This is a genomic window from Microbacterium sp. NPDC089188 (assembly GCF_040685155.1).
Taxonomy (GTDB): Bacteria; Actinomycetota; Actinomycetes; order Actinomycetales; family Microbacteriaceae; genus Microbacterium; species Microbacterium galbum.
The window spans coordinates 641519-667921 of record NZ_JBFBHH010000002.1; the positions used below are offsets into that span (position 1 = coordinate 641519).

Genomic DNA, 26403 nt, shown 5'->3' on the forward strand with positions numbered 1-26403 from the left:
CCATGCCTCATAAGCCCTTCAAGGCCGTGATTCCGGCCGCAGGACTCGGTACTCGCTTCCTCCCCGCCACCAAGGCCATGCCCAAGGAGATGCTGCCGGTGGTCGACAAGCCGGCCATCCAGTACGTCGTCGAGGAGGCGACCGGTGCCGGCATCCAGGACGTCCTGATCATCATCGGACGCAACAAGAACAACATCGCCAACCACTTCGACTCGATGCCGGAGCTCGAGACGAAGCTCCGCGAGAAGGGCGACCACGACAAGCTCGCCAAGGTGGAGCACTCCTCCGACCTGGCCGACGTGCACATGGTGCGTCAGGGCGAGCCCAAGGGTCTGGGTCACGCGGTGCTCCGCGCGCGCAGCCACGTGGGCGACCACCCCTTCGCGGTCCTCCTGGGCGACGACCTCATCGACGAGCGCGACCCGCTGCTCGAGAAGATGATGTCCGAGTACGACAAGCGCGGCGCGACGGTCATCGCCCTCATGGAGGTCGACCCCTCACAGATCCACCTCTACGGTGTCGCCGCGGTCGAGCCCACCGAAGACGACGGTGTCGTCAAGGTCACGCAGCTCGTCGAGAAGCCCAAGGCGGAGGACGCGCCCTCGAACCTCGCGATCATCGGCCGCTACGTGCTCGGCCCCGACGTGTTCGACATCCTCGAGCGCACGGAGCCCGGCAAGGGCGGCGAGATCCAGCTGACCGACGCGCTCGAGGAGCTCGCGACCGGCGGCGGCGACGGGGGCGGCGTGTACGGCGTCGTGTTCCGCGGACGCCGTTACGACACCGGCGACCGCGTCGACTACATCAAGGCCATCGTGCAGCTCGCGGCCGACCGCGACGACCTCGGCCCCGCGCTGCGTCCGTGGTTCAAGGAGTTCGCGCAGGGTCTCTGACCCGGCGGAGCACTATGGATCTATCGATCCCGAGACGGCACGGCGAGGTGTCGATCCGTCTCATCCGCAACCGCGACGCGCGCTTGCTGCAGCAGCAGCTGATCGACAACCGCTCGTGGCTGCGTCCGTGGGAGGCGACGAGCCCCGACGGCCCCGTGTCGTTCGACATGCGGCTCGGCATCCGTCGCCTCCTCCAGCAGTACCGCGACGGCCTCGGCGTCCCCTTCGTGATGGCGTGGGACGACGAGGTCGCGGGGCAGCTCAACGTGTGGGGGGTCTCGCGCGGTTCGCTGGCCTCGGCCACGATCGGCTACTGGGTGGCCGAGGAATTCGCCGGTCGCAACATCACGACGGTCGGCGTCGCCATGGCCACCGACGTGTGCTTCACCGAGCTGAACCTGCACCGGATCGAGATCTGCATCCGTCCCGAGAACCACGCGAGTCTGCGCGTTGTCGAGAAGCTCGGCTTCCGCTACGAGGGACTCCGTCGCCGCTACATCCACATCGACGGCGACTGGCGAGACCACTACGCCTTCGCGCTCGTGCGCGAAGAGGTGCCGCACGGCGTGCTCGACCGCTGGGCGCGGGGGCAGGTGCCGCCCGACGCGGCGCGCATCCCGCCGGCCGACCGCCTCTGAGCGCGTTGGGGCGCGGCGGGACGGCACCCCGCTGATATCTCGGCGGCAGGATGTCGCCCGCTCGTCAGCGCCCCGCACGCCCGGAGCCGGACACCATTCTCGCGATCGGGCGTGACGACACGCGGGAGGATGCCGAGGTGTGATCTCTCGGTGACCTACCTTTGTCCCATGGGTGGCCAGGTGCTGAGCGGCGGGGTGATCGTCTTCGTGGCGGTCGCGCTGTGGTTGGTCTATCTCCTGCCGTCGTGGCAGAGCCGGCATCGGTTCACCTCCGCCGAACGCAACGCCGTGCGCCTCAACCAGGCCCTTCGCGTGCTCGCCGAGACGGCCGAGACGCCGCGGGAAGTGCACCTCGAGCTGACCACCCGCACCGCGCACCAGCAGCAGAAGCTCGCCCGTCAGGTGCAGGCGCAGAAGGCCCAGGCCGAGCTCGCCGCCGCCAAGGCGCGCCTCGAGGTGGCGAAGCTCGAGAGTGCGCGTGACCGCGATGTCGTGAAGGAGCAGCGCGCGGCCGCGATCGAGCTGGCCCGTGCCGAACGGGCCGCCGCCGTCGAAGTCGCTCGCGCCGAGCGCGCCGCGGCTCTCGAGAAGACGCGTGCGGAACGCGCCTCCGCCGTGGAGCGCGCGCGTGCCGAACAGGCTGCCGCGGTCGCCGTCCCGGCGGCTCGTCGCTCGCGTGTGCGTCGTCGCTTCCGCCTCACCGTCTCCGTCGCGCTCCTTGCCGGGCTCATCGCCTCCGGCTTCGGTGCCGTGCAGATCGTCGGGGGAGCGTCCCCGATCGTCCTCGTCGCCGGAGCGGCCGTGGTCGTGGCATCCCTCGTCATCCTGCGTCGGATCTCGGTCGTGGCCACCCGCACCGCGGCGCGTCCGGCCGAGGTGTCGGTGCCCCGGGTCATGGGCGAGGTGCAGGACGTCGCCCTCGTGCCCGAGCCGCGCCCGACGTGGACGCCGCGTGAGCTGCCCCGCCCCCTCGTCGCGTCGGTCGGCTCTCGCGCCGCCGCGACCGTCGACGAGCAGCTCGCCCGCGAGGCCCTGCGGGCCGCGGCCCGCGAGGAGGCCGCCCGGCACATCGCCGCCGAGCAGGCTCCCACGCCCATCGAGACGGCCCGCCCGGCCGCTGTCGCCCCTGTCGCCTCGCCCTACGCGGCGATGGGCTACGTCGACGACAGCGAGATCGAGAGCCACGTCCAGCGCCTCCTGACGCGCCGCGCGTCGGGGGAGTGAGTACCGGCGTTTCGGCGCCGGGCGGTTCGTTGCGGCCTCATACGCGTGGCGGCATATCCTTCCGCGGCGACGGCGCGCGGCGCGCCCGGGCTGCGTCTCGCGTCAGGTGACGGGCGCGTGACGTGATAGTGTTGACGAGGTTTCCGGGCCTGTGGCGCAGTTGGTAGCGCGCCTCGTTCGCATCGAGGAGGTCAGGGGTTCGAATCCCCTCAGGTCCACCACTTTCCGAACGGCGTCCCTCCTCAGAGGGGCGCCGTTCTCGTTTCCCGGCGTGGTTCCGTCCGCGCTCCCGGGGGCGTCGTCGGCCCCGCTAGGCTCTCGCTCACCCAGACCCTCCGAGCACGGGAGCCGCGCCATGATCCTCGCCCACGACATCGCCGGCTCCGGCCCGCTCCTGGTGCTGGTGCATGGCATCACCGAAGACCGCCGCAGCTGGGACCCCGTCGACCTCACCGGCTCATTCACTGTGGTGCGCGTCGACGTGCGCGGCCACGGCGAGTCGGCCGCCGCCGAGCCCTACGACATCCCCACCTTGGCGGCAGACATCCACGACACCGTCACGCAGCTGCAGGAACAGGGCGTCGTTCCCGACGGCCCGCCGATCGTCGTCGGGCACTCCCTGGGCGGCATCGTCGCGACCGCGTACGGAGCGCTCTTCCCTGCCCGCGCGATCGTGAACGTCGACCAGCCGCTCCACTTGGCCGGGATGCAGCAGCAGATCCAGCAGGCCGAGGCGATGCTGCGCGGCGAGCAGTTCCCCGTGTTCATCGGCGGCATGTTCGCGCAGATGGCGGGAGGATTGGATGCCGCCGAGCTCGACCGCGTGAACGCGCTCCGCGCGCCGAAACAGGATGTGGTGCTCGGGATGTGGCGTCCTCTGCTCGACGACTCGCCCGAAGAGCTGGCGGCGCTGGTGGACCGGCTCACGGCGGTGCCCGCCGACGTTCCCTATCTCGTCATCACCGGACTCGACGCGGGGCCGGATTACGCCGCCTGGTTGCAGCAGACCATCCCGCACAGCGTCCACGAGGTGTGGCAGCCGGCGACGCACTACCCGCACCTCATCGATCCAGCCCGTTTCGTCGCGCGTATCGAGGCGTTCGCGCGCTGACCACCGGGCCGTCGGGCCCGGGTGCGCTCGTCCGGGTCAGTCCGCCGCGGCGCCCTCCGCCCACCCGCCGGGAGCGGCCACGTTGAACATCCACGCCACGCCCCACGGGTCGACGACCTCGCCGTAGAAGTCGCCCCACACCTGCTTCTCGAGCGGCTGCTTCACCTCGGCGCCGCGCTCGACGAAGCGGTCGTAGAAGCCGCGGACGCGGTCGAACTCGTCGCTCATGAACGCGGCGTGCGTGCGGCTGGAGCCCCACCCCTGGGCGGGCTCGTCGAAGCCGTCGGCGCCCATCACGGTGAAGCCGTCGGCGCGCAGCTCCGAGTGCATCACACCGTCAGCGGGCGCGTCCGGGATGCCGAAGTCGGCGAACGTGTTGATCGTCAGCTCGCCGCCGAAGACCGACTGGTAGAAGGTCATCGCCTCCCGGGCGGCGCCGGCGAACGAGATGTAGACGACGAGAGCGGTCGACATGGTGGCATCCTTCATCTTCGAGGGGCGGATCGGCCCTCACGTTAGTCCCGCGGCGGGGGAGAGGGAAGGTGCGTCACGCGCCCTGGTACTGACGCAGCTGCGCGAGCAGGCGGGGCGCGCTCGCGTCGAAGGTGCGACCCCCTACGACGACACCGACGACGAACACGGCGACACCCCAGACCGGCCCGATCCCGAGGGCGAGCCACCCCGCGAGCGTCGAGCCGCCGAAGGCCGCGATCCCCGCCGGGATCACGGCCGGCAGGGCGATGACCGCCGCGACGATCCAGCAGAGGAAGAACAGCAGCGTCATCGTGAAGGTCGTCCCCGGCACGCGCTTGAACGGCGAATCACCGGGCGCAGGCGTGGGGATCACGAGCAGCGCCGACGTGACGGCGCTGACGCCGTAGCCCACGAGCGCGACGCCGACCGACGCGCCGACGACGGCCGGTAGGAGGTCCCAGCGGTTCGCGATCGCCAGGATCACGGCATCCGCCAGCAGGGTGAGGGGGATGCCGACGCTCGCCGCCCCGAGCATGCGGCCGAGACGATCGGCGCGCCCCCGGATGCCGGTCTGCATGACGGTCGCGAACGCGGTGCCGTCGTACGAGACGTCGGCGTAGACGATCGTGCCGGCGAAGAACCCGACGAGCACGCCCGAGAGCACGAAGAACGGACCCGTGATGTCGCCGCCCGCGTAGATGAGCACGAGGACGGGGGCGAAGGGGAGCAGCAACAGCTGCCGCAGGTAGCGGAAGTCGCGGGTCCACGAGGTGAGCGCTCGCGCCCAGGTGGCGCCCGCGGGGGTGGAGGGCATGACGCCGAACCATCCGAGCGAGCCGGCGCTGCGGCGCGCAGCGGAACGGGCGGGCGGTGCGACGACCGAGGCCGACAGGCTCCGCCGCCACAACCACCACAGCAGGGCGAGGGTCACCAGGGCGATCGCGAACTTCCCCAGCGCGGGCAGCCAGGAGCCGGCGGCGAGGTCGCCGGGCACGGCCCACACCGCCCCGATGGGCGTCCACGACACCGCGGTCACGATGCTCTGCAGCTGCGTGCCCTGTCCGCTGACCGCGACGAGGCCGTTGGTGAGCACGATGAAGAGCGGGCTCGCGAAGATCAGCACCGCGAAACCGACGAGACCGATGATCTCGCGCGTGCGTCGGCCGCCGCCCACGCCCGCCGCCAGAGCCGACACGGCACGAGACGCGACGACGCAGATGAGGACGCCGAGCGGCACGCACACGACCGCGGCGATCGCGGCCACCGGCTCGCGCGCCCACACCAGGAACGTCGCGAGCGCGCCGAGCGAGGTGGCGATACCGGGCACCCCGGTGACGCCGCCGGCGGTGATGGCCACCATCATCTGACGCGTCGTCATCGGGAAGGGCGCGAGCTTGGCGGGGTCGAGCGTGGTGTCGATCCCCGCGGCGAACACCGGTCCGATCACCCAGCCGAGGGTGAGCAGGGCGCCGGCGGCCGTCACCGCGGAGCGCGCGACATCGAAGCCGAGCGTGCCGACGAAGAACAGCCCCACCCCCACCAGCAGAAGCATCCACAGCGCACCGAGCACGCCGAGGATGAAGCCGACCAACTGCATCGGGCTCCGCATGAGGGTGTTGCCCAGCACGCGGAACCGGATCTTCAGGACTGTCGCAACCACTGCGGCCCCTCCGAGTGGTGGCGACCGCCCACGAGGTCGACGAAGCGGTCCTGCAGGGTCTGGGTGCCGCGCACCTCGTCGACGGTCCCGGATGCCAGCAGCCGGCCCTGCGCGATGACGGCGACGTGGTCGCACATGCGTTGCACCAGGTCCATCGAGTGGCTCGACACGATGACCGTCCCGCCCGAGGCGGTGTAGCCGCGGAGGATGTCCTCGATGTTCGCCGCCGACACCGGATCGACCGACTCGAAGGGCTCATCGAGCACGAGCAGCCGCGGGGCGTGCACCAGGGCGCACGCGAGGGCGACCTTCTTGGTCATGCCCGCGGAGTAGTCGACGACGGGGGTGCCGGCGGCCTCGCCGAGGTCCATGATGCGCAGCAGGTCGGCCGTCCGCGAGGCGACCTCGTCGCGGGGGAGGCCGAACATCATGCCGGTGTAGGTGACCAGCTGCTCCCCGGTGAGCCGGTCGAACAGGCGCACGCCGTCGGCGAGGTTGCCGATCAGCTTCTTGGCCTCGACGGGGTGCGCCCAGACGTCGACGCCGTGGATGCGCGCGGTCCCGGCATCCGGTCGCAGCAGGCCGGTGGCCATCGACAGCGTCGTGGTCTTCCCCGCTCCGTTGGGCCCGACCAGGCCGTAGAACGACCCGGTCGGCACGGTCAGGTCGAGCCCTGCGACGGCGGTCTTCTCGCCGAAGCGCTTGGCGAGTCCGCTCAGCTGCATCGCGGGCTGCTGATCGGTCGCGACCGGAGGCACGACGGCATCCGGAAGGACGGTCGGCGGCGTGACGGGTTGCGGGGGCACGGTCTGCGAGGTCTCGCGGGAGGGGTCGGTCACGATCTCGAACCTATCTGCGTGGTGCGGGCCTTTTCCAGGCTCCGCGGGGAATGGGGGTCAATATCGGATGGCGTCGATGACCTTCACGCGCACCGCGACGAGGGCGGGCAGCAGGCCCGCGATCGCGCCGACGACGGTGGCGGCGACGAGGCCGGTGACCGCGGCGTCCACCGGGAACGGGGGGAAGTCGGTGACCATCCCCTGTCCGATGAGCTCGCGCACGGCCGGCGACTGCACCACGAGGATCGACACGGTCACTCCCGCGGCCCCTGCGACCACCGTCGCCACGACGCTCTCGAGCATGACGGCGAAGAACACCCGGCTCGCGGTCGCACCGAAACTGCGGCGGATGCCGATCTCGCGAACACGTTGTTTCACCGTGACGAGCGCGATGTTCACCAGTCCGAGGGCGCCGAGCAGCAGCACGAGCACGGCGATGCCGATGACGACCATCTTCGTGACGAGGAACGGATCGTCGCCGTACGTCGCCCAATCGCGTCGATCGGCGGTCACTTCGACACCGGTGCCCAGGGCCGCGCGCAGATCGCGCTTCACCACCTCGGTGAGCTGGTCGGCGATCTCGGGCGGCACCCACATCTCGTACGACGGGATGACGGGACCCCCGCCGCCGTACGGATCGTTCGGCGCGGCGGCGGCGTCTCCGCGCTCGCCGGCGGCCGCGGCCTGCATCGCCTGCAGCTGAGAGCCGAGCATGTACATCGACGGTTCGATCTCCCACGTGGCCGAGGGCGTCACGCCGACGACGACGGCGCGCACGCCGCCGGAGGGGATGCCGGATGCCGCGTTCGGCAGGCCCTGTCCCCCGAGCGCCACCATCGGGTGGGTCTCGAGGGGCGGGCGGCCCATGCGGTCGTAGAAGATCTCGTTCACGATGAGGCGAGGAGCCAGCTGCTGCACGTCCCGCTCGGTGAACCACTCGCCCTCGGCCATGCGCACCCGGTGCATCTCGCCGAACGGCTGGTCGACGGCCTGCGTCGGCACCTGCACGATGCCGTCGCGGAACGGCACCGACTGCGTGGTCTGCAGGACGCGGGTGGCGTAGGAGATGTCGTAGCGCTCGACGATGTCACTCCACGCGGCATCCATCGCCTCGGGGGCGAGGGTGCCGCCGTCGGTGCGGTAGGCCGAGACGGACAGGCTCGCCGGGCGCCCGGACTGCCGCTCGCTGAGTTCCTGGTTCGCCTGCTGCACGATCGCGCCGAGGGCGACGACGGTCGTGAGCGAACACACGGCGACGGCCACGCCCACGAGCGAGAGCAGGACGCGCGTGCGATGCACCCGCACTTCCTGCCAGGCCTCGAGCAGCGCGCCGACCACGGCGCTGACGCCGCGCATCAGTCCTCGCCCTCCGGCGCGTCGAGGCGCGCGTCGTCGGTGGGTCCGCTGTCGGCGGGGTCGGGGAGGGTGGCGGTCGCCGACGCGGTGCCGAGCCCGAGGACGGCCAGCTCGTCCGTGCCGGTCGACGCCGCCTCCTCCGGCGCCGGAGCCATCTCGCGCCGGTCGCGTCTCGTCAGCGGCTCCAGCGACGGATCGTCGACCGGGGTCAGAACGCCCCGGTCGAGCCGGAAGTGCCGACGCGCGCGCCGGGCGATGGTCGGGTCGTGGGTGATGATGACCTGTGCGGCGCCCGTCTGCACGGCGACCTCGTCGATCAGCTCCATCACGCTCTGACCGGTGTCGAGGTCGAGGGCGCCCGTGGGCTCGTCGGCGAGGATCAGGCGCGGCCCGCGGACGAGCGAGCGCGCGATCGCCACCCGCTGCTGCTCACCGCCCGACAGGCGATCGGGCATGCTGTTCAGCCGGTGCTCGAGACCGACGAGGGCGAGCATGTCGGCGGCGATCCTCTTGCGTCGCCAGAACGTCCTCCCCGACGCGTAGAGGAGCGGCATCGTGACGTTCTCGAGGGCGGTGCGTCCGGGCAGCAGGTTGAACTGCTGGAAGACGAAGCCGATCGCCGCTCCGCGCAGACGATCGCGCTGCGCCGACGAGTACGACCGCACCGGGCGGTCGTCGAAGAGGATCTCGCCGCTGGTGGGCAGGTCGAGAAGCCCCAGCATGTTCAGCAGCGTCGACTTGCCCGAGCCCGACCGCCCGACGATCGACACGTGGTCGCCCGGTTCGATCTGCAGGTCGACGCCGTTCAGGATCGTCAGCGCGGGCTGATCCTGCGGGATCACCGTGCGGGTGACCGCCCGCAGCGCGAGCAGGCTCATCCGCCGAGGGCCGCTTCGCAGTACATCGACCCGTCGGGATAGGTCGTGCACCCGTCGTTCGCCGGGGCCATCGCGCCGGGGGCGAACTCCAGGATCTCGTCGCCCTCGGCCAGCCCCTGCGTGATCTGCACCTGCGTGCCGTCGGTGAGGCCCAGCGCCACCGGGCGCTCCTCGGTGGCACCGTCCGCGCTCATCACCCACACCGTGCCGCTCTGAGCCGCCCCGCGCACCGCGGTGGTCGGCACGACGAGCACGTTCTCGGCGCGACCTCCGGCGATCGTCATCTCGGCGGCGAGCCCCGAGAAGACGGTTACCTCGCCCGGCACGGTGCATGTGGCCGTCGTCGATGATCCGCCCGCACCACCGGTGCTCGCTCCGCCCGTGGTGGACGTGTCGTCGCTCGTGCTCCCGCCGGTGCTCCCGGCCAGGGGAGTGGTGATGCGGAGGTTCCCGCACGCGAAGGCGGCGGGCCCGCCGGTGATCGTCACCGTGGCCTCGGTCGGGCGGTCCAGCAAGCGGTACTGCTGCGCGGGCTCGAGCGAGCCGCTGACCGAGAAGGTCGGCGGGGCCACGGTGCCCGCCGTCATCCCGATCGTGATGTCCTGCCCCGAGATGACCGAGAGTGAGCTCAGGATGCCGGTCGCGGGCGCCGTGACGTCCTCGTAGCGGAAGATCGCCGGCTTGGGCTTGCCCTCGGCATCCACGCTGTCGGCGGGATCGCGCTCGATGGGGACCTTGACGTCGAAGACGACGTCGCCCTGGTTCACGTTCGCGCCCTGGGTGATGAAGATCTTGTTCACCGTGCCGGCGGCCGTGGCCTTCATCGGTAGGGCGGGATCCGCCGAGACGGTGGCCGAGACGACCACGTCGTTCGTGATCGTGCCCAGCGCCGCGACGGTCGTCGGTTCGACGATGGTCCCCGTCGGGATCGCGGGAGACGCGTCGGCAGGGCGATCAGGGAAGAACGCGAGCTTGATGAGTGCCGCCGCCACCAGGGCGACGAGAAGGATACGCAGAATCGGAAAGACCCACGTGCGTGCGATCCCCATGAAACCCCCCGGAACGGAAATCGTCGTCATCGAACGTCTCCACCCTAGGGGGGTGCGTGTATCGCCCACGTATCGCCCGGCGCCGTGGGAGCCGGAGATCATCCGATGGGATGACGTCGATCCGCGATGTCATCCCCTCGGATGACGGAGGCATCCGGTGGGCGATGCTCAGTCCTTCGGCGGCGCCACGACGTGCGGCTTCGTGGGATCGAGCGGGGCGCCGGTGGCGAGGCGCGCGTGGCTGCGCGAGTAGGCGAAGTAGATCGCGAACCCGAGGGCGAGCCAGATGAGGAAGCGCAGCCAGGTCTCGACCGAGAGGTTGAGCATCAGGTAGGTGCAGATGAGCGCCGACAGGATCGGCAGCACCGGGCTGAAGGGCACGCGGAACCCGCGCTTCAAATCGGGGCGCTTGCGCCGCAGCACGATGACGCCGATCGAGACCAGCACGAAGGCGGAGAGCGTGCCGATGTTCACCATTTCTTCGAGGACGCCGATGGGGGTGAGTCCGGCGACGATCGCCACGATGACCGTGACGATGATCGAGATGACCCACGGGGTGCGGAAGCGCGGGTGCACCTTGGCGAGGCCGCCGGGGAGCAGGCGGTCGCGCGACATCGCGAAGATGATGCGCGTGGCGCCGATCAGCAGGGTCAGCACGACGGTCGTGAGGCCCGCCACCGCGCCGGCCGCGATGACGGTCGCCATCCACGTCTGGCCGTGGAAGGCGAACGCGTTCGCGAGGGCCGCGGAGGGGTTGAGGTCGGAGTAGGGGACCATTCCCGTGACCACGACGGCGACCGCGCAGTACAGGATCGTGCAGATCACGAGCGACGCGATGATGCCGATCGGCAGGTCGCGCTGGGGGCGCTTGGTCTCCTCGGCGGTGGTCGCCACGACGTCGAAGCCGATGTAGGCGAAGAACACCAGGGCGGCTCCCGCGAGGATGCCGCCGACACCGAAGGTCGCGGGCTCCAGACCCGAGAGGAACTGCAGCAGCGGCTGCGTCAGTCCCGACGTGGATTCGGTCGGCACGGAGTCGGGCACGAAGGGGCTGTAGTTCGCCGGGTTGATGAACAGGATGCCGGCGATGATGACGAACAGCACGATGAACAGCTTCACCGCCACGAGGACGAGGTTGACGCGGAGCGACTCCTTGATGCCCAGGGTCATCAGGCCGCCGAGCACCAGCACGAGCAGGATGGCGGGGAGATCGACGACACCGCCGTAGGAGATGGCCGGCGGGAGCACGATGCCGATCTGTTCGAGGAACGTCCCGAGGTAGGCGCTCCAGCCCTGGGCGACGACGCTCGCGCCGAGGAACATCTCCAGGATCAGATCCCACCCGATGATCCAGGCGAACAGCTCGCCGAGCGACGCGTAGGAGAAGGTGTACGCCGATCCCGACACGGGGACGGTCGAGGCGAACTCGGCGTAGCACATGGCCGCGAGGCCGCACGCGATCGCGGCGATCACGAAACTGATCACCACGGCGGGACCCGCCACGTCGTGCGCGGCACGCCCGGTGAGGGTGAAGATGCCGGCGCCGATCACGACGCCCACGCCGAAGACGGTCAGGTCGACCGCGCTCAGGGACTTCTTGAGCCGGAACTCCGGTTCATCGGTGTCGGCGATGGACTGCTCCACCGACTTGGTACGGAAAAGGCTCACGCGACGCTTCCCTGTCTCGACGGATGTCTGTCTCAGGTGGTGTCCCCGGAGCGAACACCACCCCCGGAGAATAGTCCCTCGCCGCCCCCGCGCCTATCGGTGACGCGGCCCGCCGTCCCGGTGCTATCACACGGATAGTCGTGCGGGTAATTCATCGAATGCCGGTGTAAGGTTTTTCGTATTATGGCTATGAAGCACATCACGCACCTCGTCGACGATCTCGACGGAACGGTCCTCGAAGACGGACAAGGAAAGCAGATCACTTTCTCGGTCGAAGGCCGTGCTTATGAGATCGATCTCTCCGACCGGAATGCGGACAAGTTCTATTCGGCGATCGCACCTTTCGTGGATGCCGCTCGCTCGGTCTCGCGCGGTGCCTCCACGACGCGTCGATCACGCGCCCCCCGCCGCTCCAGCGACGTCGACCTCGGTGCCGTCCGCGAATGGGCGCGGGCGAACGGACACACGGTGAGCGACCGCGGCCGTGTTCCCTCGACCATTCTCGACGCGTACGCCGACGCGAATTCCTGAGGTCGCTCCGGATTCGCCGGTCGGTTCGCCGACGGCCGACATCGCGTCGAGCGCGGTGACCCAATTCGCCGTGCTCGACGCGCTGATGGCGGGCGTGTATTCGGCGGGTATTCCGGTTTCCGATGCGGTGGAGCTCGGAGACACCGGGATCGGCTGCTGCGAAGGTCTCGGCGGCGAAGTCGTCATCCTCGACGGCACGCCGTTCGAGTGCACGCCGGACGCCCCGCCGCGCCGGATGGAGCCGAGCGAGACGCTGCCCTTCGTCGACGTATGCGCGATGGGCGAGGGGGTCGCCACCGTGGTGCGCGACGCCGACTTCGCCGACCTCGAGAGCCACGTCGAGGCCCGGCTGGCCAGCCGCAACCTCTTCCACGCCGTGCGCCTCGACGGCGTGATGGCGCGGGTGCGCACGCGCGTCACGCGACGGCAGGAGCCGCCGTTCCGCCCGCTCGCGGACGTCGCCGCGGAGCAGATCGAAACGGTGGCGTCCGACTGCACGGGTTCTCTCGTCGGGTTCTGGATGCCCCGGATCTATCAGGGCATCACGGTCGCCGGGCTCCACCTGCATTTCCTCGCCGACGATCGCACCGTCGGCGGCCACGTTCTCGACGTGCGCGTGGGCGAGGGCAGCCTGCGCATGACGGCATATGCGCGTTTCGCGCTCCGGTTGCCGGACGACGAGCAATTCCGGCGCACGGAACTCACGCACGACGAGGATCATCGGATCGTCGCGGTCGAGAGTCGGCCGGCCGTTCCGGAAACCGGTGAAAGCTGACGAAGAAGCGGGTGAATTCGCAATATCGCGCCCCGGGGAGGCGCGAATTGCCGTCTTACGATCGGCGCATGGCGAAAAAGCACATCACGCAGGTGATCGACGATCTCGACGGTTCGGTCATCGATGACGGAACCACCGTCCACTTCTCCCTCGAAGGGCGTTCGTACGAGATCGATCTCTCGAGTGAGAATGCCGACAAGCTTCGCGAGGCTCTTTCGCCTTTCATCTCCGCCGGTCGCGCCGTCGGCTTTTCTTCGCCGTCCGCCCGCAAGGAATCGCGGCGCCGCCCCGCGCCCACCCGCGACCTGGTCGACGTCCGCACGTGGGCCGAGAAGAACGGCTATTCCATCAATACACGCGGACGTATTTCGGAGGTCGTCCTCGCGGCGTACGACGCTGCACACTGAGTGGTCGAAAGAAAGCCGGATGCCGTGGGAAACGGCACCCGGCTTTCTTCGTCCCGGGCGTGTCAGACGAAGGCGCCGTCGCCCGCTCCGACAGCGAGACGCTCGGCGGCGAGTCCCTCGGCGGCGGCGAGCGGGGTGACCCCGCGCGACTGCGCCTCGTCGAACACGCGGCGCACGGTGTCGCCGATGTCGGCCACGCGCCCCATGATCTGCTCCAGCGTCCCGCGCTGCTTGGCCACGAGGTCGAGGTAGATCACGCCGCCCGCGTTCACCACGAAGTCGGGGGCGTACAGGATGCCGCGCCGCGCGAGCCGCTCGGCGCCCGAACGCTCGGCGAGCGGGTTGTTGGCGGGGCCGCAGACCGCGCGCGCGTCGAGGGCGTCGATGACCGCGTCGGTGAGCACACCGCCGATCCCGGCGGGAACGAAGACATCGGCCGGCACGAGGTGCGCCTCGCTCGGCTCGACCCACGCGGCGCCCAGCTCGGCGGCCAGCGCGCGCTTGGCGGGGTTGACGTCGGTGACGGTCAGCGTCGCGCCCTCGGTCGCGAGGCGCTCGGCGAGCCGGCTGCCGACCTGGCCGAGACCGGCGATCGTGATGCGGCGACCGGACACGTCGGTCGTGCCGACCGCGCGCTCCAGCGTCGCGACGAGGGAGGCGTAGACGCCGAGGCTCGTGGGCCCGGCCGGCTCGCCCGACCCGCCCACGGCGTCGGGCAGGCCCACGACGTGCGCCGTGCGCTCGCTCACCACGAGCATGTCGTCGGTGGTGGAGCCCACGTCCTCGGCCGTGCGGTAGAGGCCGCCCAGGCTCTCGACGGCGTCGCCCAGGTCGAGGAAGGCGGCACGGCGGCGCTCGGCGTCGAGGACCGTGCCCTCGGGGAGGCCGATGACGCTCTTTCCGCCGCCGGCGTCGAGTCCGGCGGCCGCGTTCTTCAGCGTCATCGCCGCCGAGAGGCGGAGGGCGTCGCCCAGGGCGTCGGTCCAGGAGGGGTAGGTCCACAGTCGCGCTCCGCCGAGGGCGGAGCCGAGGACCGAGGAGTGCAGCGCGACGGCGATGAACAGGCCGCTGCGGCGCCCCGTCATCACCTCCACGCGCTCGTGGGCGAAATCGGGCAGGGGCAGGGCGTTGGTCATCGCGTTCCTTGTCGTCGGTCGCCTTGTGGGCGGCACGTTTCGAACGCCGCGGCGTTGCGGCATCCACCCTCCATTCTGGCGCGCGCCGCCGCCGAGCGCGACGCCGCCGCGCGCGGGTGACCGCCGAGGTTCGCCGTTCGGCGCCTGAGCCGCACCGCATGTGCGGTCTCGGCCCGGCCTCGGGCGGCGGAGCGGCGCGACGACGGGCCTAGGCTGACGGGCATGACCGACGCCCTGCCCGCCCGGAGTCGCCTCGTCGCCGCGTCGCTGGAGGCGGCCGGCATCCCCGGGAAGATCGTCGTCCTGCCGGATGCCGCGTCGACGGCCGCCCTGGCGGCCGCAGCCCTCGGCATCGCGGTGGGCGCGATCGCGAACAGCCTCGTGTTCTGGAGCGACGACGAGCCGCTGCTCGTGATGACCAGCGGAGCGCACCGCGTCGACACGACGGCGCTGGCCGAAAGACTCGGGCGCGGCGCGATCCGGCGGGCGACGCCGGAACAGGTCCTCGCCGCGACCGGTCAGCCGATCGGGGGAGTCGCGCCGACCGGGCACCCCGCTGCGCTGACGACCGTGGTCGACGAGGACCTCGCCGCGTTCCCGCAGATCTGGGCCGCGGGCGGGACGCCGCACACGGTGTTCCCGCTGACCTTCGACGAGCTCGTGCGGCTGACGGGCGGCACGGTGGCGCGGGTCGCCTGAGGTCACGCCGGAGATTCGCGGCGTCAGGGTGGCGCGACGCGGCGCGGGGTGGCCCCGAGGCAATTTCCGGGGCCCGGGGCCACGTGGCGGAGTGATTGGCCGGCGCGGGGCGGGATGGAGCGGGTCGCGGGGTGGGCCCGGGGCCATTTCCGGCGCCCCGGGGCCACCTCGAGCGCCCCGACCGGAGGGGGAAGGGCCGGGCGGCGCGGCGGGGGGTCCGCGCCGCCCGGCGGGCTCACGCCAGGGGGGACGGCGTGAGGGCGGTGAGGCAGACGACGGCGGCCGCGGCCGACCACGCCTGCGGGCGGCACGCCGCGGGGTACGGCGTGGGCACGGAGGAGTCGGTGCGCGGGTCGCCGCTGTGCAGCTCGGGCACGCGGTATGCGAAGCCCTCGGCGGCATCCAGGAGTCCGTCGACGACGGCCCGGGCCTCGGTGGTCAGGCCCGCACGCAGCATGCCGTGGGCGGCGATCGCGGTGTCGTGCACCCAGACGCTGCCGCCGTGGTACGACAGGGGCCAGTACCCGGCGGCGCCGGTCGACATCGTGCGGATGCCGTACCCGCTCGACATGCTCTCGCCCAGCAGGAGCGACGCGACGTGCCGTTCCTCGTCGGGGGAGAGGATGCCGGTGCCGATCAGGTGCCCGATGTTGCTGGTGAGGGTGTCGACCGGCCGCTTGGCGTTGTCGAGGGCGACGGCGGGGTACCGGCCCTCCGGCGTCTGCACCCAGTACGTGTCGGCGAAGCGCGCCTTGAGGTCGAGCGCCCACGTGCGCCAGAACGCGATGTCGTCGGCATCCGTGTCCGCTCCGAAGGCCTCGAGCAGATCGGCGCCGGCGAGGGCGGCCTCGTAGGCGTACGCCTGCACCTCGCACAGGGCGATCGGACCCTCGGCGAGGCTCCCGTCGCGCCACTGGATCGAGTCGCCGGAGTCCTTCCAGCCCTGGTTCGACAGGCCGGTGCCGAGGCGGTCGATGTAGTCGAGGAAGCCGTCACCGTCGCTGTCGCCGCTGTCGCGGATCCAGCCGAGCGCCGCGCGCAGCGCCGGCAGGAGTTCCCGCACTTCGGCCTCGGGCATGCCCGCGCGCCACGCATCGGCGAGCAGGCAGATCCACAGGGGGGTGGAATCGACGCTGCCGTAGTACTTCGGCGGCAGCACGATGCCCTCGCCCGGGATCTCCAGCGACGATGCCCGCAGCTCGTGCAGGATCTTGCCCGGCTCCTGCGCCGTCTGGGCGTCGTCGTCGGTCCCCTGCAGACGCGCGAGCACGCGGAGGGTGGATGCCGCCATCTCGCGGTCGAGGGGGAGGGCCAGGCGGGCGGCCCAGATCGAGTCGCGTCCGAAGAGCGTGAAGAACCAGGGCGCACCGGCCGCGAAGAACTCGTCGTCGGGGTGGTCGGGGAGCACGAGGCGCAGTGCGTCGAGATCGTCGAGCGCCGTCCGCAGCCATCGGGCGAGGCGCGGGTCGGCGGCGGCGGATGACACGGCAGCGGCGTCCCAGCGGGCCGGGACGGCGGGCGAGTCGACGACGAGCGTGTCGTCGCGAAGGCTCAGCGTGAAGCCCACCTGGACCTCGCCGAAGGCGGGCACGTCGACGTCCCACGCGGCCTCGACGCCCGCGTCGCCGAGGGAGATCCCGGCCCCGGGGGCGTGGAGGGAGAGTCCCTGGGCCCCGGCGTCGACGCGCACGCCCTCTCGCTCGGGCACCGTCTCGGCGGCCCGGGGGTGGGCGTGGCCCGACTTCACCTCGTGCAACTGGGCGAACTCCGGCGTCAGGCGCAGACGCAGGGTGGTGCGGAGGGGCCGGTCGACGCGCGAGCGGATGATCCACGACTCGCTGACGAGACCGTCGTCGACCCGGCGGTCGCGCACCAGCCGCACCTTCGGGTCGGGGGTGGTGTCGTCGACTCCGCGGAGGAGCCCGCCGAAGACCACGCGCGAGGCGCCGTCGGGGGCGGTCGAGATCCACTCGATCGGCGAGTCGTCGCACGAGGCCGTGAGCGCGCTGACGTGACGCACGTCGCCGTGGTAGACCCCGTGAACGGCGGCCGTGCCGATGGCGCCCGTCGCGTCCGACCACACCTGGGTGGGGGCGCGCAGCACGATGAGGGCGTCGTTGAGGAGCGGTTGCAGGGGCATGGTTTCGGTGGTCGTCCCGTTCGGCGAGGTGGTGGGGGCGGTGGTCATTCTTTGACGGCTCCTTCGCTGGCGTTCATGATGCGGCGCTGGAAGATGAAGAACACCACGGCGACCGGGATCGTCATCAGGGCCGCGGCCGCGAGTTTGAGGGGGAATTGGCTGCCCTGGCTGAGCTGCCCGCTGGCGAGGGATGCCACGCCCTTGGTCAGCGTGGTCAGCTCGGGCGACTGGGTGGAGATGACGAAGTGGCTGAGCTCGTTCCACGACCCCTGGAACGACAGGATCACGATCGTGATGAGCGCGGGGCGCGCCATCGGCAGCACGACCGACCAGAAGATGCGGAAGGTCCCCGCTCCGTCGATGCGGGCCTGCTCCTCGACGGACGGCGGGATCGACTCGAAGAAGTTCTTCATGATGAACACGCCCGCGGCATCCACGAGGAGGGGCAGGATCATGCCGGCGTACGAGTCGTACATGCCCAGCTGATTGATCACGAGGAACTTGGGGATCAGCAGCACCACAGCCGGAACGGCCATGACCGCGACGAGGCCGGCGAACACGATGCCGCGACCGCGGAACTGCAGGCGCGCGAGGGCGTAACCGGCGAGGGAGTTGAAGAACACCCGGCCCGCGGTGACGAACACCGTCACGACGACGGAGTTGCCGAACCACACGGGGAAGTCGGAGTTCAGGAACAGGCGCTCGTACGCGGCCCACGTGAAGGGCTGCGGGACGAGCGAGATCGGGTCGGCCGCGGCGGCGGCATCCGTCTTGAAGGAGGTCGCCACCTGCACCAGGAACGGATAGATGTACACGAGGGCGAGCACGAGCAGCAGCACGTACAGGCCGATCTGCCAGCGCAGGGTCTTCGCCGACATGCGGTGCTTCGCGGGGCGCGTGGGGCCGTCGACGCGCTGCTCGGCGAGCACCGTCGTCTGCGGGGATGCCGTGGCGGTCATCGCTTCGCTCCCTTCGCGCCCTCGCGGGGCAGTTCGTACTGACGGAGGCGCCGGCGCGAGACCGGGCGGTCGCGCAGCACGAAGCGCTGGAGGATCGTGAGGGCCACGATGATGACGAACAGCACGAAGGCGATCGCCGCACCCTGTCCCCACTGCTGCGAGAGGAACGCGGACGAGTAGCTGAGGTAGGCCGGGGTCAGGGTCGTCTTGCCGGGGCCGCCCTGGGTGCCGGTGTAGATCTGGTCGAACACCTGCCAGGTGCCGATGAGGCCGAGGGTCAGCACGGTGAACAGCACGGGCTTGAGCTGCGGCAGGGTCACGCGCCAGAAGCGCTGCCAGCCGTTCGCGCCGTCCATCATCGCGGCTTCCTGCACGTCGGCGCCGATGTTCTGCAGCCCCGCGATGAACAGGAGCATGAAGGTGCCCGAGGTCGTGAAGACGGCCATGAGGATGAACGCCGACATCGCCACCGACGGACCGGCGAGCCAGTCCCACCACGACACGCCCAGCATCGTGTTGCCGGTGAGGACGGCCGGGCCGCTCGTCACGCCCAGCGCGCCGAGAAGGTTGTGCACGACGCCCGAGGGGTCGCTGAACCAGTTCGGCCCGTTGATGCCGAGCCACGAGAGCACCTCGTTGACCGCCCCGGATGCCGAGAAGAGGAACAGCCACAGCACAGTGATCGCGACCGAGCTGGTCACCGAGGGGAAGTAGAACGCGGTGCGGAAGAGGCCGCGACCGCGCAGCACGGCGCGGTTGACGAGCACCGCGAGGAAGAGCGAGAGGGCGGTCTGCAGCGGGACGACCAGCAGCACGTACCAGGCATTGTTGCGCAGGGCCGTGCCGAAGTCGCGCTCGGCGAGCCCGCCCCCGGTGGTGACGGCGGCGTAGTTGTCGAGGCCGACGAAGCCGACGTTCGAGGAGAACGGACTGCCGCGCCCGGTCCAGTCGGAGAAGCTCACCCACAGCGCCATGAGCACGGGGACGAGGAGGAACACGCCGAGGATGATCAGCACCGGGGCGGTGAACAGCCAGCCGGCGGCGGCCTCGCCGCGCCGGATCCCCGCGGAGGGGGATCCGGCCCGACGAGGCGCTGCGGTGAGAGCGCTCATGATTACTTGACGATGGCCTCGAGGTTGGACTGCGCCGTCGACAGCAGCGCCCGCGGGTCACCGGTCTTCAGCGACTCCAGCTGGGCGTTGAAGTCGGTGATGACGTCGGCCGCCCCGGCCATGTTCGGCGGGAACTGCGCGTAGTCGGCACCCGCGAGGAACGCGGTCTTGTCGGGGTTGGCGGTCGACCATGCATCGGCGGCCGACTGGATGGAGGGCATCGGGCCGAACGCCTTCGAGAAGGCCAGCTGCTGATCGGTGCCGGTCAGGTACTCCACGAGAGAACGGGCCTGCTCCTGGTTCGCGCTGTCGGCGGCCATGCCCCAGCAGTTGGTGAACTGCAGCGTGCCCTTGCCGCCGGGGCCCGCGGGGAGCTCGGCGACCTGGTACTTCACGGTGGGGTAGTCGGCCGACATCGCGCCCGAGATCCAGTTGCCCTCGATGACCATCGCGGCCTTCTGGGTGCCGAACGCCTCGCCGCCCCAGCCCGCGCCCACGTCGGACGCGAAGGCGAAGGTGCCGTCGTTGAGGTGCGTCTTGACGTACGTCAACGCCTCGACGTTGGCGGCACTGTCGGCGGTGGCCGTGCCGTCGGTGACCAGACCGCCGCCGGCCTGGGCCATGAAGGCGCCCACGCGCTGGTACTCGGCGCCGAAGGCGAGACCCACGCGCCCGTCGGTGGTGAGCTTCTGGGCGACGGATGCCAACTGGTCCCACGTCGTGGGGATGTCGGCATCCGTGAGTCCCGCCGCCGCCCACAGGTCGGTGTTGATGATCAGCGCGAGCGTGGAGAAGTCCTTGGGAGCGCAGAAGAACTGACCGTCGACGGTGAAGTTGTCGACGAGCGAGGGGTAGAAGTCGCTCTTGTTCGACAGGTCGTCGCCGTACGCCTGGATCGAGCCGTTCGCGGCGTAGCCGGCGAGGGCCTCGGGAGCGAGGTAGAACAGGTCCGGCGGCGAGCCGGCCGCGAAGCCCTGGGAGAGCTGCTGGGGGAGGTCGTTGGCGGTCTGGACCTCGGCCTCGACGCCGGACTGCTCGCTCCATGCGGCGACGGCGTCGGTGACGGCCGTGGTCTCGGCGTCGCCTGAGGAGCCGATGAGCAGCGTGAGTTTGCCGCCGCCCGAGGCCTGACCTTCGCCGGGGGTGTCGGTGAAGCCCGACCCGCACGCGGTGAGCGTGAGGGCTCCGGTGGCGAGCAGGGCGCCGGCGGTGAGCCAGAGGCGGACAGGGTGCCGTGTCATGTGTCTCTCTCCTTCGATGAGGCATGCGACCCCTCCGAGTGCGCGGAGGGCCGTCTTTTGAACGTTCAAATGACGGTTCGACTACGGTAAGGAACGGCGGGGCGCGATGTCAAGCCGTCGACACGCGGCCTAGGCTGACGGGCGTCCGCCACGTCCACGGAGGCCGGCACGGCATCCGATCCGGCCGCCCGACGTGATCGACGGCTGACACCCCGGGGGGAGGAAGACATGACCAAGGCGCCCACCATCGATGACGTCGCGCGCATCGCGGGCGTCTCGCGGCAGACCGTGTCGAACGTCGTGAACACTCCCGACATCGTCCGCGAGGCCACGCGCCTGCGCGTCGAGGCCGCCATCGCCGAGCTCGGCTACCGCCCCCATGCCGCCGCGCGGCGCCTGCGGACGCGGCGCAGCTCGACCATCGGCATCCATCTCGATCCCTACGCCGGCGGCATCGCCGGGGTCGTGCTCGACCGATTCGTCCACGCCCTCACCGAGAGCGCCGGCGAGCGAGACATGCGCGTGCTGCTGTACGCCGCGCGGACCGCGGAGGAGGAGATCGACCGGCTCGCCGATCTGCTGGAGGGGGGAGAGGTGGATGCCGTCGTCATCACCGGCACCTTCCACGGCGACCCCCGCACCGGGTGGCTGAACGCCCGGGGTCTGCCGTTCGTGTCGTTCGGTCGGCCGTGGGGCGAGGACGACGTCGAGGCGCCCGCCCACCTGTGGGTCGATGTCGACGGCGCGGCGGGGACGCGGGCGGCGACCGTCCACGCGCTCGAGCGCGCGACCGGACGCGTCGCGTTCCTCGGGTGGCCCGAGGGGTCGGGGACGGGCGACGAACGAGAGCGCGGATGGAGCGAGAGCGTCGGAGCAGCGCGCGGACCGCGCTGGGTCGTCGAAGACAGCGTCGCCCTCGCCCGTGACGCGGTCGAGGCGGGCCTGCGCGTCGATGCCGACGTCACCGCCATCGTGTGCGCGAGCGACTCTCTCGCCATCGGCGCGCACCTCGCGACCGCCCTCACCGGCCGCCCCGACATCCGCGTCATCGGGTTCGACAACACCCCCGCGGCCGAGGCTCTGGGGCTCTCGAGCGTCGAACAGCTGCCCGAGCGGGTGGCATCCGGAGCCCTCGACCTGCTGATGGGCGAGAACGGCACGGTGGTGGCGCCCCGCCCCGCGACGGCGGGAGCCGCGCACGTGCTCGTGGAGCCGCGGCTCATCGTGCGCTGACGCGCGGGGCGTTTTCCGTGTCGCGGCCGCAGTCCGCTGTCGAGTGTCCGGAACCCCCGGACGTCTCCGAGACCCGTCCGGGTGTTGTGGACGATCGACGCGCCGTGCGGGGCGTGGGGCTGCCGGGGGCGTCGGCGCGCGTGACGGAGAAACCGCGCGGAACGCCTGAAGCCCGCTCGAGTGTCCGAGAAACGCCGTACCGGCGCGGGTGCCTGCGGCGTGTCGTGGACACTCGTCGGAGTGTGCGGCCGCGTCAGGCGGGGCGGCCGATGCGGCGGGCGAGCTCGGTGGCGGAGACGATCGCGGCCTCCGCCAGCGCGTCGGCGTCGCGAAGCGGCCCCTCGGCCGGCCACGTGATCGCGACCGCGGCGGCCGGCCAGCCGGCGTGGTCGAGCACCGGGGCGGCGACGGAGCGGAATCCGGGGGTGACCTCGCCGTTCTCGCTCGCGTGACCCGCCGCGCGCACCTCGCGCAGGAGCTCGCGCAGGGAGCGCGGGGTCGCGGGGCCCACGCCGTGCCGCTGCGTGAGGGCGGTGGCATCCGGGAACAGGGCCCGCACCTGCTCGCGGGGGAGGGCGGCGAGCATCGCCCGGCCCGTGGCCGTGAGGTGGGCGGGAAGCCGCACGCCCACGTCGGTCACGAGCGCCGGGCGCCGCGGAGCGCGCTCCTCGACGATGTAGAGCACGTCGCGACCGGCGAGCACGGCGAGGTGCGCACTCTCGCCGACGCGGTCCGACAGGGCGGCGAGCAGGGGACGCCCGAGGCGCGCGAGCGGCTGCTGGCGGGCGTAGCCGCCGCCCAGCTCGAACGCGGCGGTGCCCAGCCCCCAGCGACGCTCTCCGGGCAGGTGCACGACGTAGCCGTGCTGCTCGAGGGTCGCCAGCAGGTGGTAGAGGCTGGAACGGGGGAGGCCGAGAGTCGTCGCGATCGTCTGGGCGGCCATCGGGCCGGGCTGCCTCGCGAGCAGCGAGAGGATCCGCAGCGTCTGATCGGCGGCGGGCACCTGCGGGCGGGCATTGTCTGGCATGACAGACACAGGATGCCAGAACCCCGCCGTTCCGCGACAGGGGACGCGATGGAATCGGCGTATGCACACGAGCCTCACCGTCGGATCCGTCACCGTCGGATCGACCACCCTCCGCCCCCACGACGTCGTCGACGTCGCCCGCCACGGCGCCGGGGTGGTCGTGGACGAAGACGCTCTGCGGCGCGTCGCCGACACGCGCGCCCTCATCGAAGCACTCGCCGACGACCCGCAGCCGCACTACGGCATCTCGACCGGGTTCGGAGCGCTTGCGACCACCTTCATCGCCGACGACCGCCGCGCGCAGCTGCAGGCGAGCCTCATCCGCTCGCACGCGGCCGGCACCGGAGCGGAGGTCGAGCGCGAGGTCGTCCGCGCCCTCATGCTGCTGCGCCTGCAGACCCTCGCGACCGGACGCACGGGCGTGCGCCCCGCCGTCGTCGAGACCTACGCGGCGCTGCTGAACGCGGGCATCACCCCCGTCGTGCGCGAGTACGGCTCGCTGGGCTGCTCGGGCGACCTCGCTCCGCTCTCGCACGTCGCCCTCGCCGTGATGGGCGAAGGGGAGGTCCGGGACGCCGCGGGGCGGATCCGCCCCGCCGCCGATGCCCTCGCCGCCGCCCGGATCGAGCCGCTCGTGCTGCGCGAGAAGGAAGGGCTGGCGCTCATCAACGGCACCGACGGCATGCTCGGCATGCTCCTGCTCGCCGTGCACGACCTCGAGACGCTGCTGACCACGGCCGACGTCGCCGCGGCGATCTCGATCGAGTCCCAGCTGGGGACGGATGCCGTCTTCGCGGCCGACCTCATGGCGTTGCGTCCGCAGCGGGGTCAAGCCGCCTCCGCGGCGAACCTCCGTGCGCTGCTGGCCGGCTCACCGCTGGTCGCGAGCCACCGCGGCCCCGAGTGCACGCGCGTGCAGGACGCCTACTCGCTGCGCTGCGCGCCCCAGGTGCACGGCGCCGCCCGCGACACCCTGACCCACGCCGCGCAGATCGCCGAGTGCGAGCTGGCATCCGCCGTCGACAATCCCGTCGTGACCGTCGACGGACGCGTCGAGTCGAACGGCAACTTCCACGGCGCTCCGGTGGCGTACGTGCTCGACTTCCTCGCGATCGCGGTGGCCGACGTGGCATCCATGTCGGAGCGGCGCACAGACCGGGCCCTCGACGTGGCGCGCAGCAATGGTCTGCCGCCGTTCCTGGCCGACGAGGTCGGCGTCGACTCGGGCCTGATGATCGCGCAGTACGCGGCGGCGGGCATCGTGTCGGAGCTCAAGCGGCTCGCGGCGCCCGCGTCGGTCGACTCGATCCCCTCGAGCGCGATGCAGGAGGACCACGTCTCGATGGGATGGGCCGGGGCCCGAAAGCTCCGTCGCGCCGTCGACGGCCTCGCGCGCGTGCTCGCCATCGAGGTGCTCACGGGATGCCGCGCCCTCGACCTGCGCGCGCCGCTGCAGCCCGCGGCGGCCACGGGAGCCGTGCACGACCTCGTGCGCGCGCGCGTGCAGGGACCGGGACCCGACCGCTTCGTCGCGCCCGAGATCGAGGCCGTCACCGAGCTCGTCGCCTCCGGAGCAGTCGCCCGGACCGCCCTCGCCCTGATCGAAGGAGATCACGCATGACCGACACCCCCACGACCGACGCTCTCGCGACCCCGTCCGATGCGGACGCCGGCCGCAGGGCATCCGGGATCCGGGCCGCCCGCGGCGCGACCCGCACCGCGAAGAGCTGGGGAGCCGAGGCCGCCAAGCGCATGCTCATGAACAACCTCGACCCCGAGGTGGCCGAGCGCCCCGACGACCTCGTCGTGTACGGCGGGACGGGACGCGCCGCGCGCTCGTGGGCCGCGTACGACGCGATCGTGCGCACGCTCGACGAGCTCGAGCCCGACGAGACGCTGCTCGTGCAGTCGGGCAAGCCCGTGGGCGTCTTCCGCACGCACGAGTGGGCGCCGCGCGTGCTCATCGCCAACTCGAACCTCGTCGGCGACTGGGCCACGTGGCCGGAGTTCCGCCGGCTCGAGGAGCTCGGACTGACGATGTACGGCCAGATGACGGCCGGGTCGTGGATCTACATCGGCACGCAGGGCATTCTGCAGGGCACATACGAGACCTTCGCGGCCGTCGCCCGCTCGCTCGGCCGGGAGTCGCTCGCGGGCACCCTCACGCTCACTGCCGGGTGCGGGGGGATGGGCGGCGCGCAGCCCCTCGCGGTCACCATGAACGGCGGTGCCGTGCTCATCGTCGACGTCGATCGCGCGCGCCTCGACCGCCGCGTCGCCCACGGCTATCTCGACGAGGTCGCCGACGATCTCGACACGGCGATCGCGCGCGTGAGCGCCGCCCGCGAGGCGGGCGAGGCCCGGTCGGTCGGCGTCGCGGGCAACGCGGCGGAGGTCTTCCCGGAGCTGCTGGCCCGTGGCATCCGGATCGACATCGTCACCGACCAGACGAGCGCGCACGACCCCCTGTCGTACCTCCCCACCGGCGTCTCGGTCGACCAGTGGCAGGCCGAAGCGGCCCGCGACCCCGAGGACTTCACCCGCCGGGCGCGCGAGAGCATGGCCGCGCACGTGCAGGCGATGGTCGGCTTCCAGGATGCCGGGGCCGCGGTGTTCGATTACGGGAACTCGATCCGTCGCGAGGCGGAGCTCGGCGGCTACGACCGCGCTTTCGCCTTCCCGGGCTTCGTGCCCGCCTACATCCGCCCGCTGTTCGCCGAGGGCAAGGGGCCGTTCCGCTGGGTGGCGCTGTCGGGAGACCCCGACGACATCGCCAAGACCGACCGCGCTGTCGCGGAACTGTTCCCGCACGACACCGCCCTGCACCGCTGGCTCGAGAAGGCCGGAGAGCAGGTGCACTTCGAGGGGCTGCCCGCGCGCATCTGCTGGCTCGGCTACCAGGAGCGGCATCTGGCGGGGCTGAAGTTCAACGAGATGGTCGCGTCGGGCGAGCTGTCGGGGCCGATCGTGATCGGCCGTGATCACCTCGACGCGGGCTCGGTCGCCTCGCCCTATCGCGAGACCGAGGCGATGGCCGACGGATCCGACGCGATCGCCGACTGGCCGCTGCTGAACGCACTGCTCAACACCGCCAGCGGAGCGTCGTGGGTGTCGATCCACCACGGCGGAGGCGTCGGTATCGGCCGCAGCATCCACGCCGGACAGGTGTGCGTCGCCGACGGCACGCCGCTGGCCGCGGAGAAGCTCGCGCGCGTGCTCGTCAACGACCCCGGCACCGGCGTCATGCGCCACGTGGATGCCGGGTACGACCGCGCTCGCGAGGTCGCCGCCGAACGCGGCCTGACGGTGCCGATGTGGTGAACGCGTCCGCGCGGGGCACGGTCGAGCCGGTC

The 26403-nt window shown here is 71.4% G+C and carries 24 protein-coding genes and 1 tRNA gene; 12 read left to right on the plus strand and 13 right to left on the minus strand.

Annotated elements, in window-relative coordinates:
- The first annotated feature begins 2 nt into the window (after positions 1 to 2).
- From galU to AB0N80_RS09325, 5 genes are all read left to right on the plus strand, one after another.
- Entirely contained in the window at positions 3 to 893 is an 891-nt protein-coding gene (gene galU, locus AB0N80_RS09305; RefSeq protein WP_315994728.1) for a UTP--glucose-1-phosphate uridylyltransferase GalU, read from the plus strand.
- 14 nt (positions 894 to 907) lie between these two features.
- Positions 908 to 1531, plus strand: coding sequence for a GNAT family protein (locus AB0N80_RS09310; RefSeq protein ID WP_363578559.1), 624 nt, complete (start codon positions 908 to 910; stop codon positions 1529 to 1531).
- Positions 1532 to 1699: 168 nt separating this feature from the next.
- Positions 1700 to 2755 carry a large exoprotein gene (locus tag AB0N80_RS09315; protein WP_363578560.1) on the plus strand — a complete coding sequence of 352 codons (1056 nt, stop codon included), beginning with the start codon at positions 1700 to 1702 and terminating at the stop codon, positions 2753 to 2755.
- A 145-nt stretch (positions 2756 to 2900) separates the two neighbouring features.
- Positions 2901 to 2976, plus strand: a tRNA-Ala gene (locus AB0N80_RS09320).
- 134 nt (positions 2977 to 3110) lie between these two features.
- Entirely contained in the window at positions 3111 to 3866 is a 756-nt protein-coding gene (locus tag AB0N80_RS09325; RefSeq protein ID WP_363578561.1) for an alpha/beta hydrolase, read from the plus strand.
- A gap of 36 nt (positions 3867 to 3902) precedes the next feature.
- Here AB0N80_RS09325 and AB0N80_RS09330 read toward each other — a convergent pair whose 3' ends face one another.
- The 7 genes from AB0N80_RS09330 to AB0N80_RS09360 all read right to left on the minus strand — a co-directional run bounded on the left by AB0N80_RS09330 (position 3903) and on the right by AB0N80_RS09360 (position 11790).
- A complete protein-coding gene (locus AB0N80_RS09330) occupies positions 3903 to 4340 on the minus strand; it encodes a VOC family protein (RefSeq protein ID WP_363389722.1) in 438 nt (145 codons plus the stop codon).
- Positions 4341 to 4413: 73 nt separating this feature from the next.
- On the minus strand, positions 4414 to 6000 hold the full coding sequence (locus AB0N80_RS09335) for a hypothetical protein (RefSeq protein WP_363578562.1): 1587 nt from the start codon (positions 5998 to 6000) through the stop codon (positions 4414 to 4416).
- Positions 5982 to 6725, minus strand: a complete 744-nt coding sequence (locus AB0N80_RS09340) for an ABC transporter ATP-binding protein (RefSeq protein WP_363578647.1) — start codon at positions 6723 to 6725, stop codon at positions 5982 to 5984. Before AB0N80_RS09340 ends, AB0N80_RS09335 begins: the two co-directional genes overlap by 19 nt.
- A 171-nt stretch (positions 6726 to 6896) precedes the next feature.
- Complete coding sequence (locus AB0N80_RS09345) at positions 6897 to 8195, minus strand: ABC transporter permease (RefSeq protein WP_363578563.1); 1299 nt, start codon at positions 8193 to 8195, stop codon at positions 6897 to 6899.
- Complete coding sequence (locus tag AB0N80_RS09350; RefSeq protein ID WP_363578564.1) at positions 8195 to 9073, minus strand: ABC transporter ATP-binding protein; 879 nt, start codon at positions 9071 to 9073, stop codon at positions 8195 to 8197. Before AB0N80_RS09350 ends, AB0N80_RS09345 begins: the two co-directional genes overlap by 1 nt.
- On the minus strand, positions 9070 to 10122 hold the full coding sequence (locus AB0N80_RS09355; RefSeq protein WP_363578565.1) for a hypothetical protein: 1053 nt from the start codon (positions 10120 to 10122) through the stop codon (positions 9070 to 9072). Before AB0N80_RS09355 ends, AB0N80_RS09350 begins: the two co-directional genes overlap by 4 nt.
- Positions 10123 to 10290: 168 nt before the next feature.
- Complete coding sequence (locus tag AB0N80_RS09360; protein WP_315994719.1) at positions 10291 to 11790, minus strand: amino acid permease; 1500 nt, start codon at positions 11788 to 11790, stop codon at positions 10291 to 10293.
- A 189-nt stretch (positions 11791 to 11979) separates the two neighbouring features.
- Between AB0N80_RS09360 and AB0N80_RS09365 the strand changes: the two genes are divergently transcribed.
- The 3 genes from AB0N80_RS09365 to AB0N80_RS09375 are packed head-to-tail and all read left to right on the plus strand — an operon-like array spanning position 11980 to position 13503.
- On the plus strand, positions 11980 to 12321 hold the full coding sequence (locus AB0N80_RS09365; protein WP_363543930.1) for an Lsr2 family protein: 342 nt from the start codon (positions 11980 to 11982) through the stop codon (positions 12319 to 12321).
- 55 nt (positions 12322 to 12376) lie between these two features.
- The gene (locus AB0N80_RS09370) at positions 12377 to 13096 is read left to right on the plus strand and encodes an acetolactate decarboxylase (RefSeq protein WP_363578566.1); all 720 of its coding nucleotides are present in this window, start codon (positions 12377 to 12379) and stop codon (positions 13094 to 13096) included.
- 11 nt (positions 13097 to 13107) lie between these two features.
- A complete protein-coding gene (locus tag AB0N80_RS09375; RefSeq protein ID WP_363578567.1) occupies positions 13108 to 13503 on the plus strand; it encodes an Lsr2 family protein in 396 nt (131 codons plus the stop codon).
- Between the two features lie 62 nt (positions 13504 to 13565).
- Here AB0N80_RS09375 and AB0N80_RS09380 read toward each other — a convergent pair whose 3' ends face one another.
- A complete protein-coding gene (locus AB0N80_RS09380) occupies positions 13566 to 14639 on the minus strand; it encodes a Glu/Leu/Phe/Val dehydrogenase dimerization domain-containing protein (RefSeq protein WP_363578568.1) in 1074 nt (357 codons plus the stop codon).
- A gap of 222 nt (positions 14640 to 14861) precedes the next feature.
- Here AB0N80_RS09380 and AB0N80_RS09385 point away from each other — a divergent pair, with 222 nt between their 5' ends.
- Positions 14862 to 15338 (plus strand): YbaK/EbsC family protein, encoded by a 477-nt coding sequence (locus AB0N80_RS09385; RefSeq protein WP_363389700.1) that lies wholly within the window; start codon positions 14862 to 14864, stop codon positions 15336 to 15338.
- Between the two features lie 235 nt (positions 15339 to 15573).
- Here AB0N80_RS09385 and AB0N80_RS09390 read toward each other — a convergent pair whose 3' ends face one another.
- From AB0N80_RS09390 to AB0N80_RS09405, 4 genes are read right to left on the minus strand one after another with little or no spacing between them, the layout of a single operon-like run.
- Complete coding sequence (locus AB0N80_RS09390; RefSeq protein WP_363578569.1) at positions 15574 to 17526, minus strand: glycogen debranching N-terminal domain-containing protein; 1953 nt, start codon at positions 17524 to 17526, stop codon at positions 15574 to 15576.
- Positions 17523 to 18437, minus strand: a complete 915-nt coding sequence (locus AB0N80_RS09395; RefSeq protein WP_315994712.1) for a carbohydrate ABC transporter permease — start codon at positions 18435 to 18437, stop codon at positions 17523 to 17525. Before AB0N80_RS09395 ends, AB0N80_RS09390 begins: the two co-directional genes overlap by 4 nt.
- Positions 18434 to 19549 carry a sugar ABC transporter permease gene (locus AB0N80_RS09400; RefSeq protein ID WP_315994711.1) on the minus strand — a complete coding sequence of 372 codons (1116 nt, stop codon included), beginning with the start codon at positions 19547 to 19549 and terminating at the stop codon, positions 18434 to 18436. The genes AB0N80_RS09395 and AB0N80_RS09400 overlap by 4 nt, the downstream gene beginning before the upstream one ends.
- 2 nt (positions 19550 to 19551) lie before the next feature.
- Positions 19552 to 20790 (minus strand): extracellular solute-binding protein, encoded by a 1239-nt coding sequence (locus AB0N80_RS09405; protein WP_363578570.1) that lies wholly within the window; start codon positions 20788 to 20790, stop codon positions 19552 to 19554.
- Between the two features lie 228 nt (positions 20791 to 21018).
- On the opposite strand from AB0N80_RS09405, the gene AB0N80_RS09410 reads away from it, so the two are divergent.
- The gene (locus AB0N80_RS09410) at positions 21019 to 22023 is read left to right on the plus strand and encodes a LacI family DNA-binding transcriptional regulator (protein ID WP_363389687.1); all 1005 of its coding nucleotides are present in this window, start codon (positions 21019 to 21021) and stop codon (positions 22021 to 22023) included.
- Positions 22024 to 22276: 253 nt separating this feature from the next.
- Here the strand turns inward: AB0N80_RS09410 and AB0N80_RS09415 are convergent, their stop codons facing one another.
- Positions 22277 to 23050 carry an IclR family transcriptional regulator gene (locus tag AB0N80_RS09415; protein WP_363578571.1) on the minus strand — a complete coding sequence of 258 codons (774 nt, stop codon included), beginning with the start codon at positions 23048 to 23050 and terminating at the stop codon, positions 22277 to 22279.
- A 61-nt stretch (positions 23051 to 23111) separates the two neighbouring features.
- Between AB0N80_RS09415 and hutH the strand changes: the two genes are divergently transcribed.
- Together hutH and hutU are read left to right on the plus strand one after the other, a co-directional pair.
- Positions 23112 to 24671 (plus strand): histidine ammonia-lyase, encoded by a 1560-nt coding sequence (hutH, locus tag AB0N80_RS09420; RefSeq protein ID WP_363578572.1) that lies wholly within the window; start codon positions 23112 to 23114, stop codon positions 24669 to 24671.
- Positions 24668 to 26371: a urocanate hydratase gene (hutU, locus tag AB0N80_RS09425; protein WP_363578573.1), complete on the plus strand. Its 1704-nt coding sequence runs from the start codon at positions 24668 to 24670 to the stop codon at positions 26369 to 26371. The genes hutH and hutU overlap by 4 nt, the downstream gene beginning before the upstream one ends.
- Positions 26372 to 26403 lie beyond the last annotated feature (32 nt).